Source organism: Dehalococcoidia bacterium (assembly GCA_041653995.1).
Lineage (GTDB): Bacteria > Chloroflexota > Dehalococcoidia > GIF9 > UBA5629 > CAIMUM01.
Genome location: JBAZEK010000001.1, coordinates 1,225,929 through 1,243,702 on the forward strand (window position 1 = coordinate 1,225,929; position 17,774 = coordinate 1,243,702).

12 protein-coding genes are annotated in these 17,774 nt (G+C 55.1%); 3 read left to right on the top strand and 9 right to left on the bottom strand.

Annotated features, from left to right (window positions below; translation table 11 throughout):
• Positions 1–77 precede the first annotated feature (77 nt).
• Positions 78–1,223, top strand: coding sequence for a GuaB3 family IMP dehydrogenase-related protein (locus WC359_05990; GenBank protein MFA5399967.1), 1,146 nt, complete (start codon positions 78–80; stop codon positions 1,221–1,223).
• Positions 1,224–1,270: 47 nt separating this feature from the next.
• Here the strand turns inward: WC359_05990 and WC359_05995 are convergent, their stop codons facing one another.
• The 4 genes from WC359_05995 to WC359_06010 form a co-directional block, all read right to left on the bottom strand.
• Complete coding sequence (locus tag WC359_05995) at positions 1,271–2,476, bottom strand: MFS transporter (protein ID MFA5399968.1); 1,206 nt, start codon at positions 2,474–2,476, stop codon at positions 1,271–1,273.
• A 13-nt stretch (positions 2,477–2,489) separates the two neighbouring features.
• Positions 2,490–3,104 (bottom strand): LysE family transporter, encoded by a 615-nt coding sequence (locus tag WC359_06000; GenBank protein ID MFA5399969.1) that lies wholly within the window; start codon positions 3,102–3,104, stop codon positions 2,490–2,492.
• 45 nt (positions 3,105–3,149) lie between these two features.
• Entirely contained in the window at positions 3,150–3,947 is a 798-nt protein-coding gene (locus tag WC359_06005; GenBank protein ID MFA5399970.1) for a hypothetical protein, read from the bottom strand.
• Positions 3,948–4,028: 81 nt separating this feature from the next.
• Positions 4,029–4,949, bottom strand: coding sequence for a hypothetical protein (locus WC359_06010; GenBank protein MFA5399971.1), 921 nt, complete (start codon positions 4,947–4,949; stop codon positions 4,029–4,031).
• Between the two features lie 125 nt (positions 4,950–5,074).
• Here WC359_06010 and WC359_06015 point away from each other — a divergent pair, with 125 nt between their 5' ends.
• Positions 5,075–6,766 carry an FAD-dependent oxidoreductase gene (locus tag WC359_06015; GenBank protein ID MFA5399972.1) on the top strand — a complete coding sequence of 564 codons (1,692 nt, stop codon included), beginning with the start codon at positions 5,075–5,077 and terminating at the stop codon, positions 6,764–6,766.
• A 43-nt stretch (positions 6,767–6,809) separates the two neighbouring features.
• The gene (locus tag WC359_06020) at positions 6,810–9,071 is read left to right on the top strand and encodes a PfkB family carbohydrate kinase (protein MFA5399973.1); all 2,262 of its coding nucleotides are present in this window, start codon (positions 6,810–6,812) and stop codon (positions 9,069–9,071) included.
• Between the two features lie 26 nt (positions 9,072–9,097).
• Here WC359_06020 and WC359_06025 read toward each other — a convergent pair whose 3' ends face one another.
• From WC359_06025 to WC359_06045, 5 genes are all read right to left on the bottom strand, one after another.
• Complete coding sequence (locus WC359_06025; GenBank protein ID MFA5399974.1) at positions 9,098–10,786, bottom strand: AMP-binding protein; 1,689 nt, start codon at positions 10,784–10,786, stop codon at positions 9,098–9,100.
• A gap of 45 nt (positions 10,787–10,831) precedes the next feature.
• Positions 10,832–12,493 carry an AMP-binding protein gene (locus WC359_06030; GenBank protein MFA5399975.1) on the bottom strand — a complete coding sequence of 554 codons (1,662 nt, stop codon included), beginning with the start codon at positions 12,491–12,493 and terminating at the stop codon, positions 10,832–10,834.
• A gap of 88 nt (positions 12,494–12,581) precedes the next feature.
• On the bottom strand, positions 12,582–14,225 hold the full coding sequence (locus WC359_06035) for a long-chain fatty acid--CoA ligase (GenBank protein ID MFA5399976.1): 1,644 nt from the start codon (positions 14,223–14,225) through the stop codon (positions 12,582–12,584).
• Positions 14,226–14,300: 75 nt separating this feature from the next.
• Positions 14,301–15,989, bottom strand: coding sequence for a long-chain fatty acid--CoA ligase (locus WC359_06040; protein ID MFA5399977.1), 1,689 nt, complete (start codon positions 15,987–15,989; stop codon positions 14,301–14,303).
• A gap of 93 nt (positions 15,990–16,082) precedes the next feature.
• Entirely contained in the window at positions 16,083–17,774 is a 1,692-nt protein-coding gene (locus WC359_06045) for a long-chain fatty acid--CoA ligase (protein ID MFA5399978.1), read from the bottom strand.

Here is a 17,774-nt window from a genome sequence, read left to right on the forward strand (position 1 = left end):
TATCGATATTCCTCCAGGCTTGACTTGAAACACTCCGTTTTGATATAGTTTCCGCTAATCACCCCCCGAGGCTTGACATGCCAATACCTAAATTCAAAGAGCTCGAACGAGCATATGGTTTCGATGAAGTGGCAATCGTGCCAGGGGACGTCACGGTCAATCCCGACCAGACCAACATCGAATTTAAAATCCGCGATATCACTTTCGCCATCCCGATAGTAGCCGCCGCCATGGACGCCGTGGTGGACCCCGATTTCGCCATAATATTCAACAAGGCGGGAGGATTGCCCATCATCAATATGGACGGAATTCAGGTCAGATATGACAATCCCCGCGCTGTACTGGATGAGATAATCAACGCGCCTCAGGGAGAGGTCACTGCCCTGATGCAGAAGATCTACAGCCAGCCCATCAAGGATTCGCTTATCGCACAACGCATTCAGAAGATTAAGAAGGCCGGCGCTGTCTGCGCCGTATCCATGATACCCGCCACGACCAAAAAGCTGGCCCCCGTAGCAGAGGAGGCCGGCGCCGACATAATTGTGGTGCAGACCACGGTAACCACAGCACGGCATATCTCCAAGAGCTATCGCGGCCTGAGCTTCTCGGACATGTGCAAACAGCTCCGCATCCCGGTGGTGGTGGGCAACGCCGTAACTTACAGTGCAGCCCTCGAGCTGATGCGGACGGGTATCGACGGCCTGCTGGTAGGTATCGGCCCGGGCGCCGCCTGCACGACACGCGAGGTGCTGGGCGTGGGAGTACCGCAGGTTACGGCCACCATCGATTGCGCCGCTGCGCGCAACGTTTATTTCAAGGAAACCGGCCGCTATGTCTCGATCATAACCGATGGCGGCATCCGCATCGGCAGCGATATGTGCAAAGCCTTTGTCTCGGGCGCCGACGCCGTGGTATTCGGCTCCATCCTTACCCGCGCCGGGGAAGCGCCGGGCAAGGGATATCACTGGGGTATGTCCCAGCCATCCGCCACGCTTCCGCGCGGCACGCGTATCAAGACCGGCGTCAAGGGTTCGCTTGAGAAGCTGCTCTTCGGGCCCAGCCACGTTACCGACGGGACGGAAAACTACGTGGGCGCTCTGCGCAACGCCATGGGCGTATGCGGGGCGCTGAGCATTAAAGAGTTCCAAAAGGTCAAACTGGTGATCGCTCCCTCCATAAAGACAGAGGGTAAATACTTCCAGTCCACTCAACAGAGCTGCTGACAGCGAATAACGCCCGCGGCCGGCGATCCACTACAACTGCAGAATTATCATATTTTACGGGCAATAAAGATCGTGACGATAGACGTGGCCAGGCTGATGACACCTACGATGAGAAAGACACTGGAGATGCCGGCCATATCCATGAACACACCATATACGGGCTGCAGCAGGCTCTGCCCCTGCTGCCCAATACCAAAATAGATACCGAAAACTATCCCGTGCATACGCAGCGGTGTTCTCTCCATCAGATATGTCTGGACTGCAGTTTCCCTCATTGTCCACACGATCCCGATGACAATCATTAACACGGCCAGGGCGGGAAAATAGTTAACTGTGGTGAAGAGCAGTATGGCCGGACCTATGGCTATCAATGTCAGCAGGACGGTCTGTCTGTTACCCCACCTGTCCGAAAGCCATCCACCCAGCAGACTCCCCAGAACTCCTGACGCTCTCAGTACGCTGGTCCAGACTGCAGCCATGGTTGCGGTAAGGCTGTAATGGTCGACAAGATAAAGCGGTATGAAAGGCAGCAGGGAGCCGGAGGTAAATGTGACCACGACCACCAGGATAATGACTGTAGATACCTTCTTCAGCACCTGCCAGAGCGACGGCGAATCGGCGCCGGCCTGTTTCCCCCTGCCTTCCGTAATTTCAGCACGGGGTATATCGGGTTCAATTTTACGCAGCCAGAAGGCAACGCTGAACCCTGCAACCAGGGCGGGTATAGAAAGCAGAAGAAAGGCCATGTGCCAGTTGATAGTTGCAGCGATAGCCGTGCCGATAAACGGGCCGACGCCGAAGCCTAATGCGCCTCCGATCATATGCAGCCCTATGGCCTTTCCGCGCCTGTCCTCGAACAGGCTGCTGATGGCGGGCACGGCCGCAGGATGGTAAGCGCCGGCAAAGATGCCCATAGATACCATGGCTACCAGCAATGATTCATAGGTCGGCATCAGGCCTGCGGCAATGCCGCTGATGCCTACTCCGGTCAAACCCATTGTTATCGATATCCACCTGTGCTTGATGCGGTCACCGACCCATCCACCCAATATCTGCGAAAATCCCGAGGTGACGCTGTACGCAGAGACCAGCAACCCCGCCTGAAAGTAATTAAGCATCATATCCTGCCGGATAAACGGCAGCATCGTGATAAGCAGGCCGGTCATCAAATCCTGGCTGAAGTGTGTAAAGCAGAAGAAGAGGCTTACACCACCTCCCCATTGATTGAGATGCTTTTTAAGCGTGTCGAACAATTTAAATATCCGCTTATATAAAGACCGATGCCCCATACCAGATGCCGAAACCTATCAACACCAGCGCGCAGATACTGAATACAATTTTCTGCACTTTCGGCGTCCATAGGTGTCTTGTACGGAATACGGTCATCGAAACGATCTGGTCCCAGGTGATGTCACAGGCAAGATGGACGACCGTAAAAAGCGCCAGGCCCATAATACCGAAGGTGACGGCGCCTGTTATCAATGCCACGCCTATGGTAGCCCACCAGAGATAGATATATGGATTACCGCCGGTCATCACCATGCCCGTCACAAGGGGACTGTACGGCATAACGGCCCCTCCCTCAACCGGTTTCTTGAAGGTAAAGAAGATAAGCAGCCCCATTATTATTAGCAGCGCTCCTCCGGCCAATCCGGTGACCGTTTTCACGACTGGATCGTTGAGATAGGAAGCAAAACCGAAATAAATGAGGGCGATTATAGGTATCTCAATGATCCCGTGTCCGATACCGATCATAGCCCCGGCGTTCCTGTCTTCATACCCTTTGGCGATGGTGGCGGCCGTCAGCGGTCCGGGCAACATAACACCTGAGAGTGATATACCGGCCGCGGAAAGCAAAAAGATCCACAGATTCTGGGTCATATTAATTGAACCTTATACGGGCACTAACGCAGAAAAAAGCTTTAATCAGTCATCATTATCGCCATCATCGTCTCCGCCGTCACCTTCGTCCTTTTTGGGCGCCGGTGACAGCCCCATCCTGGGTACGATAGCGATGCCCCTTTTGTCCTTCTTTTTTTCGGGCCTGGGCAGGGCGTGGATATCATCGATAAGCGAGCCTATCTCTGCCGCGCTTGAACCTGCAGGCAACACCAGACATTTGACCCCGGCCTCGCGCAAAGCCGTCAGTTCGGCCATTGTAAGTCCGGCGCCTGTCAGGGCTATAACGGGCTGGCCCGAGAAATCAGCCGCCCGCCGGCATTGCATCAGAGCTTCCACGGTAAGGGCAGGCACACGAAGGTCCACCATGACAGCCTCTATGGCAGGATGGAGGCCGTTCACCGCCCGCATCAGACCGGCCTCGATCGACATATCCAGCCTCAATACCCTGCCGACCGATTCCGGCTCATTTCCCGCCAGCGATTTGACCGGCAGGTTAGCATCGAACACCACGAAGTCGATATCGCTGCCTTCCGGCTTGGCCCCCGTGCCGGTTTTACCGCCGCTCAATACCAGGCCCACCGGTATATCAACCTTTGTTTTAAGGTATTTTACGATGGCAGCGCCTGTCAGGCCGGCAGGATCGAGTATGCCTGCACAGGCGCCTGTGGTGGCAACTTCCTTCAACTCATCCTCCGGTTTTCCGGCCAGTTCAACAGCAACCAGCATCGATACAGACCTGTCACCGCCGCTTCCGGCATGAAAGCCCATAGCAGGGGCCGCAGCCTTATTCAGATTATCTAATTTATCGATGAATTTACTCATGCGTCACCGCTCCCTTGGATATAAGATAAACATATTATCTCACGGAAAGGTCTAAATAATCTCTGCGGGAGACCGGCCCGGTTACCAGTATGGCGGGATATCTATGGACACCACCCTGCCCATGCTGGGCCAGCGCTGCATCTGGCCGGGCTGCGGGAAAATAGCAACCGGTTCGTATTCCTGGCCGACTTCTACATTGACCTGTTTGTCGGCGTAATAGCCCTGCGAAGAGGACGTCGTATCTATATATACCAGTCCCCTGTCCGTCGTCTGAAAAGCGTCTAAAGAATGGTTGGTGTAGCCTTCAACCATACCTGGTGGCAGTAGCTTGACGGCAACGATGGCCGCCCGTATACCGGCAGCCTCGGCGTTGTTATGCAGCAACTCGGAAAAGTCGCCGCAGGTGAACAGGCCGCTCATATAAGCACGGCGGTCGGTCTGGTCGGTTTGCAGGAAAGCCTTCAGCTCTTCCCAGCTCGGATTGCGGGCGGCCGCATTATTGCGCAGCACGATGTAATGACTGTCAGCCCCCACCATGATGGCTCCCTGAAAAAAAACGTAGGATTCGTTTTCCTTCAGAGCCGGCAACATATCGGCAGGGATATTCGACGGGATACCGTTCGAATCAACGGCCGGGCTGGAGGGAAGGCTGGCTGTTTTAACCACCGGCACGACATTGACAATGACGGAACTTACAACGGCGCCACCCTGGCTGACAGCCGTCAGATTATAGGCCGTTATCTGTGACGGCGTGACGCTAACCTCACCGCTTGCCTCGACCTGCCCGATCCCATGGTCGATGACGATGCTGTCGGCGCCATCGACGTTCCAGCGCAGCGTTGCAGCCGTGCCGCTATCTATCCTGGAATTGTCCGCCCTGAAAAAGAGAACCTGGGGTGGTTCAGCGGGAGCAGCAGCAGGCATGGACAGCAGCGAACCGGAGCATGCGCTCAGACCGAGGACAATAACGGCGGCCAAGCCGGCCATGAGCCTGATATTCATTTTCCCTGCTGTTACCTGCCTTGCCTTAAAAGTATAGCTTCAGGTGGTTTTGCAGGCAATTTATTTCGATTATAATTACTTTTACCTGCTATTAAAAAATGGCATGTGTCAGGAGGATAGTCGGTATGGCGAAGCAGTTGAAAATCGTGATTATCGGCGGCGGAGCCTGCGGTCCCAAGACCGCCGCCCGCGCGCGCAGGCTGGATGCATCGGCGCAGATCACTATGGTGCAGGATGAGGAACTGATATCCTACGCCGGCTGCGGATTGCCGTACTATATCTCCGATGTGGTCAAATCCCGCAACGCCCTCCTGGTACGCGATGCCGCCGCCTTTAAAAAGATCAGCAATGTGGATGTACTGACAGCCACCCGTGTGGACCGCATCGACCGGTCCGCACACAGGATAGACGTAACTGCACTGGCCGAGAATCGGCAATATTCCATCGACTATGACAAGCTGGTGATAGCCACAGGTGCAAATCCGGTGGTTCCACCTATAAAAGGCATCGACTTCAAAGGTGTGCACGTGTTGAAACGCGTCCCTGACGCGGATGAGATAAAGGTCCTCATAAATGAGTCGGCCTCTAAAAAGGCCGTTGTTGTAGGCGCCGGACTGATCGGAATTGAGATGGTCGAGGCGCTATCGGCACGCGGATTGAAGGTCAGCGTGGTCGAGGCGCTGGATAAAGTGCTGCCGGGCATACTGGACGAGGAGATCTCGGACCTGCTGGCCGACCATGTTAGAAGCAAGGGAGTGACTCTCAAGCTGGGGCAAAAAGTGGTGGAATTCAAGGGTGGTAACAATAGAGTAAGCCATGTCATCACGGACAAGGAGACGCTTGAGGCAGACGTGGTCATCTTCGCCATAGGCGTGCGCCCGAATTCAAAGCTGGCAAAGGAAGCAGGCCTGGAGATCGGTCCATTCGGCGATGTCGTTGTCAACGAGTATTTGCAGACAAGCGATCCCGACATCTATGCCGGCGGCGACTGCGTGGCCAATATCAGCATTGTCACCGGCAAGAAGGCATTCGTGCCCCTGGGCTCCACAGCCAACAAGCACGGGCACGTGATAGCGGCCAACATCACCGGCGGCAGCGAAAAATTCGCGGGCATCGTAAGCACCGCCTGTGTGAAGGTATTCGACTTCAACACCGGGCGTGTGGGACTGGGAGAGCAACAGGCGCGTGAAGCAGGTTTCGATGTGGTCACTGCCCTCATACCCAATCCGGATAAGCCGATGTATTACCCCGGCAGCAAGGAGGTCATCATCAAGCTCATCGTGGACAGGAAAACCCGACGTATACTGGGCGGGCAGGGCACCGGACCCGGCGATGTCATCAAGCGCATCGATGTGCTGGCCACGGCCATCACAGCAGGTATGATAGTAGATACGCTGGCCGACCTGGACCTGGCCTACGCTCCCCCCTACAACACGGCGCTGGATGTCCTCCACCACGCGGCCAACCTTGTGCGAAATAAGCTGGAGGGAAGGACGACGGGCATCAGATACGCCGAGGTAAAAAAAAAGATAGACGCGGGGCATGATTTCGTACTTCTCGATGTGCGAAGCAAGTACGAGAGCGATAATACCTGGTTGGAGACACCCCAGGTACATTTATTACCGCAAGCGAGACTGTACGACGAAATGGATAAACTTGACAAGAAAATCGAGACAGTGGTCTTCTGCCTGCGGGGCGGACGCGCCTACCAGGCCTGCTGCACACTCAAAGGCGCCGGCTTCAAGGATGTTAAATTCGTTGAGGGAAGCCTGACCTGCTGGTGCGCCGATGATATTTGCGGCGAGCCCGTGCTCTAAACGTGTATAATAGCTGTTAAACGGGCACGAAACTCATATCCTCATGGCAGCTGACAGTTCACATATACGACGGCAAGCTGCGCGCAGCGGATTCACTCTGTGCGAGGCTATAATACGGTCGTTCTCCCGGCTATCGATCAAAGAGGGCGCGCCCTGGCGCACACTGCTGGCCGTTTCGGCCAACTCTCAGGCCGTGGTTGAGGCGGCCCTGCTTGCGGCCAGGCAGGCGGAATGCCCCATATTTTTCGCAGCTACGCTCAACCAGGTCGACATCGATGGGGGCTATACTGGTTGGGATCATGCGAGCTTCGCTACCCTGGTACGGCGCACTGCCGGAAAAACGGATTTCAAAGGCCCCATTCTGCTCGGGGTAGACCATGCCGGACCCTGGCTGCGCGACAGGCACACCAGTGAAAAATGGCCTTACAGCCGTACAATGAAAGCGGTCGAAATATCTCTGGAATCGGCTATTGCAGCAGGATTCGACCTGCTTCATATCGATCCCACCGTTGACCGGGGCCTTCATCCCGGCGGAACACTGCAACTTAACACGATCATTGACAGGACCGTCCAGCTGATCAAGCACTGCGAGTCCTTCCGCATCAAACACAGACTGCCCCCGGTGGCATACGAGGTAGGCACCGAGGAGGTCAAGGGCGGGCTGGCAGATGAAAACATGTTCAGCAATTTCCTGTCTGGCCTGCGTATAAGGATGACGCAGGAAGGACTGAGCCGGGCATGGCCGTGCTTTATCGTGGGTAAAGTTGGAACGGACCTGGACACGACCCTGTTCAGCCCGCAGATGGCGCAGGAGCTTTATGATATCGCACGCCACTATAACCTGGTGCTGAAGGGACATTACACCGACAACGTGGAAAATCCGGTCGCCTACCCGGCCAGCAGAATGGGGGGCGCCAACGTCGGACCCGAATTTACCGAAGTCGAATGCGATGCCCTTTTCGAGCTTGAATCGAGGGAAAAGTCTGCCCATGTCAGGAACGCTGCAGAGCCTTCGATATTTAAAGAATCTCTCGCACAGGCTGTGATCCGGTCCGGCAGATGGCGTAAATGGCTTCACCCGGAGGAGGCCGGCAAGCCGTTCGACGCGCTACCCGCCGAAAGGCAAAACTGGCTGCTCAAGACAGGCGCGCGCTACATCTGGACGGACAGGAAGGTAAGGGAAGCGCGCAAACGCCTGTATGCAAATCTGGTAAAAGACGGTTTCGATCCCCACCGGTATGTGGTCGAGCGCATCTCGCAGCAGATATTGAAATACTTCCGCGCCTTCAACCTGTATGGCTCAATCCCCGTGCTTGAAAAGGAATTCGAGCGGCGCAGAAGGCTCCCGTTCTGGGACGAAGGGCAGGTGCTGGCCGCGGGAGAATTGATCGTAGAGATCATGCGCCCGTCGGTGGACATGCCTCTGGATACAACCGGACGATTCGTGGGGCCATTCCCCAGCGGCGCACCCGCCATCTTCGCGGATGCCTCCGCGCGTATAGGGAAACGGACAGGCTTTGTGGGTTCGCTGGGACAGGACGGCTTCGGCCGTCTGCTACTGAGTAGGTTCACGAATGACGGCATTGACCACAAACTCATAGCTTCAATCAAGGGCCGGCCCACGGGCTGCGCCTTTGTGGCCTATGACAGGGATGGCGGGCGTAACTTTATCTTTCACATCGCGGGCACCGCCTCCGACCGCCTGCCTTCTATCTCACGGGCCGTGAAATATGCAAGGTCTTTCCGCCACCTGCACCTTATGGGCTGCTCGCTCTCCATAAGCAGCGCCATAAGAGAAGCCTGTATGGCGATGGCGGAGGCTATCAAAGAGTCTGGCGGCAGCGTCAGCCTCGATCCCAATTTACGGCCGGAATTGCTCTCAGCCGGGGAGTGCAGAAACATACTGTTGCCCGTTGTTCGCCTGGCAGATATCGTTCTTCCCAGCGGGAACGAGGCCGGCCTGCTGGTGCATGAACCCGATATCGATACTGCCTGCCTCCGCCTGATCGAGTTGGGAGTGAAGATCGTGGTGCTTAAAAAAGGCGACAGCGGCTGCCGCGTGTTCACCCGCGAATCCACCTTCGACGTCCCAGGTTTCAAAGTAAATGCCGTCGACCCCACCGGCGCGGGCGACTGCTTCGATGCCGGTTTCATCAGCGGCTACCTCGATAATCTGCCGCTTTACGAGACAGCCAGACTGGCCAATGCCATGGGCGCTCTGGCCGCATCCAGACTGGGACCGATGGAGGGCGCCTTCAGCCTCAACGAGGTTATGAACTTTATAAAAAAACAGCGGCGGGATTAATAATCCCGCCGCCGTCCCTTCGGCGTTTATTTGCCCTTTGCCCGGTCCTCCTCCTGCAGCACGCGCCGCAGCACCTTGCCCACCATAGTCTTGGGCAGAGCATCGCGGAACTCCACATGCTTGGGCACCTTGTAGGCAGTCAGCTTCTCACGGCAGAAGACCTGTATCTCCTCGACCGTGCATGATTGGTCTGTTCTCAATACCACCCATGCTTTCACGGCTTCGCCCTGCGCGGCATCTGGCACGCCGGCCACACCCACCTCGAGCACGGCGGGATGCTGAGCGATGATCTCCTCGATCTCCACCGGGAAGACCTGATGGCCGCTGGGCTTGATCAGGTCCTTCTTGCGGGATGTTATAAAGAGATATCCGTCCTCATCCAGGTAACCTATATCGCCGGTATACAGCCAGCCATCGCGCAGCATCTCTGCAGTAGCTTCAGGACGGTTCCAGTAACCCTGCATGATGTGTGGCCCCCTGGCTATGATCTCGCCGGCGTCACCGGCCTGGAGTTCAGTTTTTCCCGTATCTATATCGACTATCTTGATGACGGTATCAGGGGTGGGCATGCCAACCGCCCCCTCCTTCCATTTGCCCAGGAACGGACCCATAGCGAGCACGCCCGATTCCGTAAGGCCGTAAGCTTCCACAATCTTGCCGCCCGTGACCACCTCCCACTGCCGCTTGGTCTCAGGCAGAAGGGGAGCCGCAGCAGCCACCGACGACTTCATGGTCTTGAAATCGATCTTGCCCGACTTGACCTCGGGCCTGTTCATAAGCCCGATGAAGATGGCCGAGATGGCGGGGAAGAAGGCCGGTTTGACCTTTTTAATCGTGGCCAGAACATCCTTTACCTCGCGAGGATTGGGGATAAGAGCCGTGGGATAACGGCCTGCGATGGCTGTAGACAGCAAAATTACATTGCCGTAAACATGGAAGAAAGGCATTAGCAACACGAGCACATCCGTCCAATCCGTTGCCAGCGGCTTGGACCAGGAATGTATCTGCCGGCCGTTCATGAATATGGCCTCATGGCTCAGCATCACGGCTTTGGGCGTGCCCGTCGTGCCGCCACTGAACAGCAGCAGGCCGGTATCTTTACCGCTCACCTTGACGTCAGGTTTCTTATCGCCGGCATGTTTCTTCATCAGGTCCTGCAGCCAGATGTCGTTTCCCTGCACCTTTTCCAGATATTGTCCCTGTTTTTTCTCCATCAGCAGAGTGAACATCAGTTTAATAAAAGGCGACAGGTATTCTTTGACGCTGGTAACGATAAGCAGTCGCAGCTTGGTGCGTCCCTGGATTTTCTTCACCAGGTCGTAGAATGCAGTCAGCACAATTGCAACTTCGGCGCCGCATTCCTTGAGCGCAAATTCGAGCTCCGCCTCGCTGTAGAGCGGGTTAACCGGCACGGCGATAGCTCCGGCTTTCCAGATGGCAAGCTGGCTAATGACTATATTGGGTGAGTTGGGCATCAGCATGACAACGCGGTCGCCCTTCTTAACCCCCTGAGCCGCAAGGCCGGCAGCCAGTATATCGCTCAGGTGGTCGACTTCCTTGTAGGTCATCCACCTGCCCTTGAACCAGATCATTTTATGCGCGGGCCTCTCCCGGGCAACATCCGCGACGTCTTCGAAAAGCTTCTTATCGGGATAGGGTTGTAAAGTTTTGGGTACACCCTTGTCGTAATGCTTGAACCATGGATAGTCTGCCATTAAGATCTCCTCCATTATTTATGTTTATTATTTATAAGTGTGCTGCTACGATGGTTTTTTAGCCTTTTCCTCCTCCTGCAACACCCTCCTCAGTATTTTACCAACGAGTGTCTTGGGCAATGCGTCGCGGAACTCGATAAACTTGGGCACCTTGTAGGCTGTTAATTTGTCCTTGCAGAAAGATTGAAGCTCTTCTGCAGAGACATTCTGTCCCGGACGCAGGATCACCCATGCCTTAACAGCCTCAACCTGTTTCGGATCCGGTATCCCCGCCACGCAGGCCTCTGCTACAGCGGGATGAGTGGTGAGTATCTCCTCCACTTCCTTCGGCCAGACCTGGTGGCCGCTGGGCTTGATGAGATCTTTCTTGCGCGAGGTCAGGTAGAGGTAACCGTCCTTGTCCATATAGCCGATGTCACCCGTATACAGCCAGCCGTCCCTGATCATCTCCGCTGTGCCTTTGGGATTGTTCCAGTAGCCCTGCATGATCTGCGGGCCTTTGCCGACTACCTCGCCTTCCTCGCCGTAAGGTAACTCCTTATCAGGATCCGCGACATCTACGAATTTAATTATGACATCGGGCAGGGGCAGGCCGACCGCGCCTTCCTTCCATTGACCCTTGAGCGGGCCGACAGTAAACACAACTGTGGATTCTGTAAGGCCATAGGCCTCGAGAATGGGGGCGCCCGTCATAGCTTCCCAGCGCTGCTTGGTTTCGACCATCAGCGGTATGGCCCCTGAGAGGCAATATTTCAGGCAGGTGAAGTCCACCTTCCCCGCCGCGACTTCAGGGTGCGCCATCAAGCCGATGAACAACGTAGGCACACCGGGCATAGAGCCGGGCCGAACCTTCCTGATGGTGTCGATCACGTCATCGAGGTCACGCGGATTGGCCACAACTGCCAGCGGGCTGCGAACACAGAGGGAACTGGCGATAACCCCGTTAAAGCCATAGGCATGGAACAGGGGCATGAGCGCCATCGTGTAGTCGTCGTGAGTTATCAGGCCCTGTTTGTTCCAACTATTGGTCTGAAGGCCGACCGCCGCCATGTTCCTGAAGGAAAGCATAGCGCCCTTGGGAGCACCGGTTGTTCCGCCGCTGAACAAAATGATAGCGGTATCATCCATCCTGGGTTTTACAACAGGAGCGGGATCCTTGGCGTGTTTGTCCATGAACTCGTCCATCCACACATCGCCCTTCTCAAGCTGCACGGTATGCGGCTTCTTTGCTTCCGGAAGCATGTAGTCTTCGAGCGAGGTGGCGATAACCTTTTTCAGCTTGGTGCGCGACTGTACCTTCTTGATATTTGCATACAGCAGGTCCCAGACAATGATTATCTCCGCATCTACAGTGGTCAGCGCATGTACCAGTTCATCCTCGTTATACAAAGGATTAAGCGGAACAAAAATGGCGCCGGCCTTCATAGTGCCGAAGGCGGCTATAAGCTGCTGAGGTGTATTGAGTAACATGGTGGCCACGCGGTCTCCCTGCTTCACGCCGTTGGCGATCAGCGCCGAAGCCATTATCTCGAAAAGCCTGCTTGCCTCCTTGTAAGAGAAATACCTTCCCTTGAAATACATGAATGTGTGATCCGGCATCTCGCGGGTTGTGTCCGCTATGACATCAAGTAAAGTGATTTCCGGATATGGCGCCAGGGAATGGGGCACCCCTGCATCGTAAGATTTGTACCATGGATAATCCGCCACTTTAAACCTCCTCAAACAATATTTACGGCATATTTTAAACGCGCTGCTAATTATACTAAATTAACCGGGCGCTCTATATCCCCGACTTTTACTTGCTTTTCTCCTCATCCTGTAGAATTCTACGCAGTACCTTACCCACGAATGTTTTGGGCAGCTCTTTACGGAACTCGAAGTGCTTGGGAACTTTGTAGCCGGTGAGTTTCTCCCTGCAATATTTCTGCAATTCCTCTGCAGTCACGCTTTTCCCCTCTTTCAGCACGACCCAGGCCTTGACGGCTTCCATCTGTCTGGGATCAGGTATCCCGCCCACACATACTTCAGCCACGGCCGGATGCTCCTGGAGAATCTCTTCCACCTCACGCGGCCAGACCTGGAAGCCACCGCATTTTATCAGGTCCTTCTTGCGAGACGTCAGAAAGATATAGCCATCCTCATCCATGTAGCCGATATCGCCGGTGTAAAGCCAGCCGTCCCGCAGAATCTCTTTGGTCTCTTCCGGCCGTTTCCAATAGCCCTGCATGAGCTGCGGCGCCTTGATAATAATCTCTCCCGGCTGCCCGACAGGCATACCTGAAGACCCGCTGTCTATATCAACGATACGTACAATGGTATCCGGCAGGGGCAGGCCTATGGAGCCCTCCTTCCATTTACCCTTGGCAGGAGTGGTAAGCATGGCCATGCCGCTCTCAGTGAGTGCGTAACCCTCGGTCAACCGGCCGCTGATATGCTTCTCGAACTGCTCCTTGGTCTCACGCATCAGCGGCGCTGCGCCCGATGTAGCCATGCGAATGGTTTTGAGATCACCCATTTTGAGATCCGGATATTCCAGCATGGAGATGAACATGGTGGGAGCGGCCCCCATATTAGTAATACCTTGATTCTTAATAGTTTCAATCATGCCCTTGATATCACGCGGATTGGCGATGAGCACCGAGATATTATGCTGAACCAGCGCCATCCCGAAGCTGGCATAGATGCCGAAAGCATGGAAGAGCGGCAGAGGCACAAGGAATTTTTCGTCCCACCAGAGTGAAATCTCGCGGAACCAGGCCTCCACCTGCATACCTGTGATCACCAGGGACTTATGGCTCTCCATAACACCCTTGGGAGTGCCCGTGGTGCCTCCCGAGAACAGGATCAAGGCTGTATCGTCCGGCGCCACTTTTACGCCGGGGACCGGTTTTCCTGCATATTTCCTGCTAAGGTCGAGCCACCAGTCGTCGCCTGGCTCAATAGCGGTCGCCGCCTTCTCTTTATTCGGCACGGTGTAATCATCGAATTCAGCCAGGATAACGTTGCGTACGCTGGTTTTCTTCTGCAGCCTTTTGACCATGGGATACCACAGGTTTAGCACCACCGCTGTTTCAGCATCGATATCATTTAACCTCGCTTCCAGTTCGAACTCGGTGTAGAGTGGATTGAGCGGCACCACAATAGCGCCCAGCTTCCAGGCCGCGAAGAAAATAATATACTCCTGGGGGCAGTTAAGGAAGAGCACGGCTATGCGGTCACCCTTCTTCACACCCATGGAAGCCAGCGCCGCAGCCATAGCATCGCTCTCACTGACGATCTCTTTATAGCTGAGCTTCCTGTCCTGGAAGATGATCATGGGATAATCAGGACGCTCGTTTTTAGCTTCCAGCAAGACATCCATAATGGTCTTACGGGGGTATGGCTCAAGAGAGCGGGGTACGCCGGGATCATAGCTTTTGTACCATAGATGTTCGGTCAACTCAGCATCCTTCAGACCGGTCCCGGCAGCCGCCGGGACCGGTCTTCATTATTTTTAAAATTTAAAAATAACCTGCTATTTTGCTTTGGCTTTCTCCTCCTCCACCAGTACCCTTCTCAGCACCTTGCCCACCATAGTTTTGGGCAACTCGGTTCGGAACTCGACAAATTTAGGTATCTTGTAGGCCACCAGCTTCTCCTTGCACCAGGCCTGTATCTCCTCCGCTGTAGCGGTCTTGCCCGCCTCCATCACCACCCAGGCCTTAACCGCCTCACCCTGCTTGGCATCAGGTATGCCGGCCACGCAGGCTTCGGCCACATCAGGATGTGCAGCTATGACTTCCTCGACCTCCCGCGGCCATACCTGGAAACCGCTGGGCTTGATCAGGTCCTTTTTACGCGAGGTGATGAAAAGATAACCATCCTCATCCAGATACCCGATATCGCCGGTGTAGAGCCAGCCATCCCGCAGCATCTCCTTGGTCTCCTCAGGCCTGTTCCAGTATCCCACCATGAGCTGCGGCGCCTTAATAACTATTTCGCCTTCCTGTCCGGCGGGTAAATCGCCCTCACCCGTCTCCAAATCGCCGATCCTGGCAATCACATCGGGCAGCGGCATGCCGGTGGAACCCTCCTTCCATTTGCCCAGGTAAGGTGTAACGCAGGAGGCCATGGTAGCCTCGGTCATGGCATAGCCTTCGACTATCCGGCCGCCCGTCAATTCCTCAAAGCGTCTCTTGGTATCGGCCAGCAGCGGAGCGGCGCCGGACACACAGAACTTCATCGATTTGAAATCGACTTTCCCGGCTTTGACCTTGGGATGCTCCAGCAGAGCAATATAAAGGGCGGGAACTGCCGGGAAGAAAGTCGGTTTATCATGTTGAATAGTAGCTATCAAATCTTCGCGGTCGCGAGGATTGGGAACGAGGGACAATGTCACATGGCATACTATGGCGGTGCTCATAACACCATAGGTCGCGTATACATGGAAAAGCGGCAGGCAGGCCATGATGACATCCTTGTAGCTCTCGATCATGCCACCGAACCACGCAGCATACTGCAGGGCTGTTATCACCATGGAATGATGCGTGCCTACCACGCCCTTGGGGGTGCCCGTGGTGCCGCCGCTGAACAGTATGAGTGCAGGATCCTGCGGTGCAACCTTCACATCCGGCCGCCCGGCGCCGGCATACTGCTTGATCAGGTCCGTCATCCACAAATCTCCCTGCTCCAGTTCTACATAGTGACCTTCCTTTTTCTCCTTGACCAGCGTGAACAACACCTTAAGCACCGGCGGGAGGTAATCCTTGATGCTGGTAGCTATGACCAGCTTTACGCTGGTGCGCGGCTGTATCTTCTTAAACTGCTTGTAGAACATGGTCAGAACGACTACAGTCCCAGCCCCGCAATCTTTGAGGGCGTGCTCCAGCTCGCTTTCCGTATACATGGGATTTAAATGCACCAGTATGGCGCCGACCTTCCAGGCCCCCCAGCGGCAGATAAGCGCCTGCGGGCAGTTGGGCATGAGAAGCGCGACCCTGTCGCCTTTCTTGACGCCTTTGGCAGCCAGGGCAGCCGCGAATTCATCGCTCAGCTTCTGAAACTCAGCATAGGATATCTTCCTCTTCTTGAAAAGCATCATGGGATAGTCGGGTTTCTCTTTGACTGCCTCATCCACGTAATCTATGAGGGTTTTCTGGGGATATGGTTCCAGTGTGTGGGGTACACCGGGATCGTAATTCTTTAACCAGCGATATTCTGCCATGCAATCAACCTCCAAATCAATATATTCTAATGCCGTGACTATATGTTTAAGCAGTCCCCGGCTGTGCAGCCGGGGACTGCCTCGTTCACAGACTTACTTCTTGCTTTTTGACGCCTCTTCCTCCTGCAGAACCCTTCTCAGCACCTTGCCGACCATTGTCTTGGGCAGGTCGCTGCGGAACTCCACGAACTTGGGTATCTTGTAGGCGACCAGCTTCTCCTTGCACCAGGCCTGTATCTCCTCCGCCGTAGCCGTCTTACCGGCCTCCAGCACTACCCAGGCTTTCACAGCTTCACCCTGCTTGGCATCGGGAATACCGGCCACGCTGACTTCCGCCACCGCTGGATGGCTGCTGATTACCTCCTCGACTTCCCTCGGCCATACCTGGAAGCCGCTGGGCTTGATCAGGTCCTTTTTACGCGATGTGATGAAAACGTAACCGTCATCATCCATATAACCTACATCGCCCGTATAGAGACAGCCGTCACGCAGCATCTCTTTAGTCTCCTCAGGCCGGTTCCAGTACCCCTTCATCAGCTGCGGGGCCTGGAAAACGATCTCCCCCTCCTTGCCGGCTGGCATATCGCCTTCGCCGGTCTCAATGTCGCCGATCCTGATTATGACGTCCGGGAGCGGCATCCCCACAGACCCCTGCTTCCAGGTTCCGCGATAAGGCGTGCAGCAGCAGGCCATGGTAGACTCGGTCAACCCGTAGCCCTCAACGATACGGCCGCCGGTGAGGTCTTCGAAACGCTTCTTTGTCTCGTACAGCAACGGGGCTGCGCCGGAGTTGCAGCATTTCATTGAGCTGAAATCCACCTTACCTGTTTTGACTGCCGGATGCTCCAGCAACGCTATGAACATGGCAGGCACGGCGGGGAAGAACGAGGGCTTATCATGATTGATGGTAGCGACCACATCGTCGCGGTCGCGGGGATTGGGTACCAGAGACATCGCCGCATGCCCGACGATGGCCGTGCTCATGACCGCATACGTGGCGAACGAGTGGAAAAGCGGCAGCACCAGCATCATCACATCTTTGTAAGGTTCGACTATCTCACCGAACCAGCTGCTGAATTGCAGACCTGTGATTACCTGCGAATGGTGCGTGCCCACTACACCCTTGGGTGTGCCTGTCGTCCCGCCGGAGAAAAGAATGAGGGCGTCGTCGCCCGGCAGCACTTTCACGTCGGGCCGTTTGGCTCCGGCCTGGGCTTTAATCAGGTCGGTCAGCCAGAAATCGCCGGGCTGCAACACGATGCGATGGCCTTCCTTTTTCTCTTTGACCAGTGTAAATAGAACCTTGAGTACGGGCGGAAGGTAATCCTTGATGCTGGTCGCTATAATCAGCTTCAGTTTGGTCCTCGACTGTAATTTCTTAACTGTATTGTAGAACAGGGTCAGCACCACTACAGTCTCTGCGCCGCAGTCCTTAAGGGCATGTTCGAGTTCGGACTCTGTATACATGGGGTTCATATGTACCAGGATAGCGCCCGCTTTCCAAGCGCCCCAACGGCAGATAATGGCTTGCGGGCAATTAGGCATGATCAGGGCTACGCGGTCTCCCTTTTTTACGCCTTTGGCTACCAGCGCAGCCGCAAATTCATCGCTGAGCTTCTGTATCTCAGCATAGGACATCTTCCTCTTCTTAAAAAGAACCATGGGGTAATCGGGATGTTCTCTCACGGCATCATCCACATAATCTACAAGCGTCTTCTGGGGATAGGGTTCCAGCGTGGCCGGGACCCCTTTGTCATAGTTTTTTAACCATCTTTTGTCGGACAA

Bases quoted from the DNA above. Each gene is read 5' to 3' on its own strand.
- WC359_06025 (MFA5399974.1), bottom strand. From the start codon at position 10,786: ATGGCAGACTATCCATGGTTCAAGCATTACGACAAGGGTGTACCCAAA.
- WC359_06015 (MFA5399972.1), top strand. From the start codon at position 5,075: ATGGCGAAGCAGTTGAAAATCGTGATTATCGGCGGCGGAGCCTGCGGT.
- WC359_06005 (MFA5399970.1), bottom strand. From the start codon at position 3,947: ATGAGTAAATTCATCGATAAATTAGATAATCTGAATAAGGCTGCGGCC.
- WC359_05990 (MFA5399967.1), top strand. From the start codon at position 78: ATGCCAATACCTAAATTCAAAGAGCTCGAACGAGCATATGGTTTCGAT.
- WC359_06020 (MFA5399973.1), top strand. From the start codon at position 6,810: ATGGCAGCTGACAGTTCACATATACGACGGCAAGCTGCGCGCAGCGGA.
- WC359_06000 (MFA5399969.1), bottom strand. From the start codon at position 3,104: ATGACCCAGAATCTGTGGATCTTTTTGCTTTCCGCGGCCGGTATATCA.
- WC359_06010 (MFA5399971.1), bottom strand. From the start codon at position 4,949: ATGAATATCAGGCTCATGGCCGGCTTGGCCGCCGTTATTGTCCTCGGT.
- WC359_06040 (MFA5399977.1), bottom strand. From the start codon at position 15,989: ATGGCAGAATATCGCTGGTTAAAGAATTACGATCCCGGTGTACCCCAC.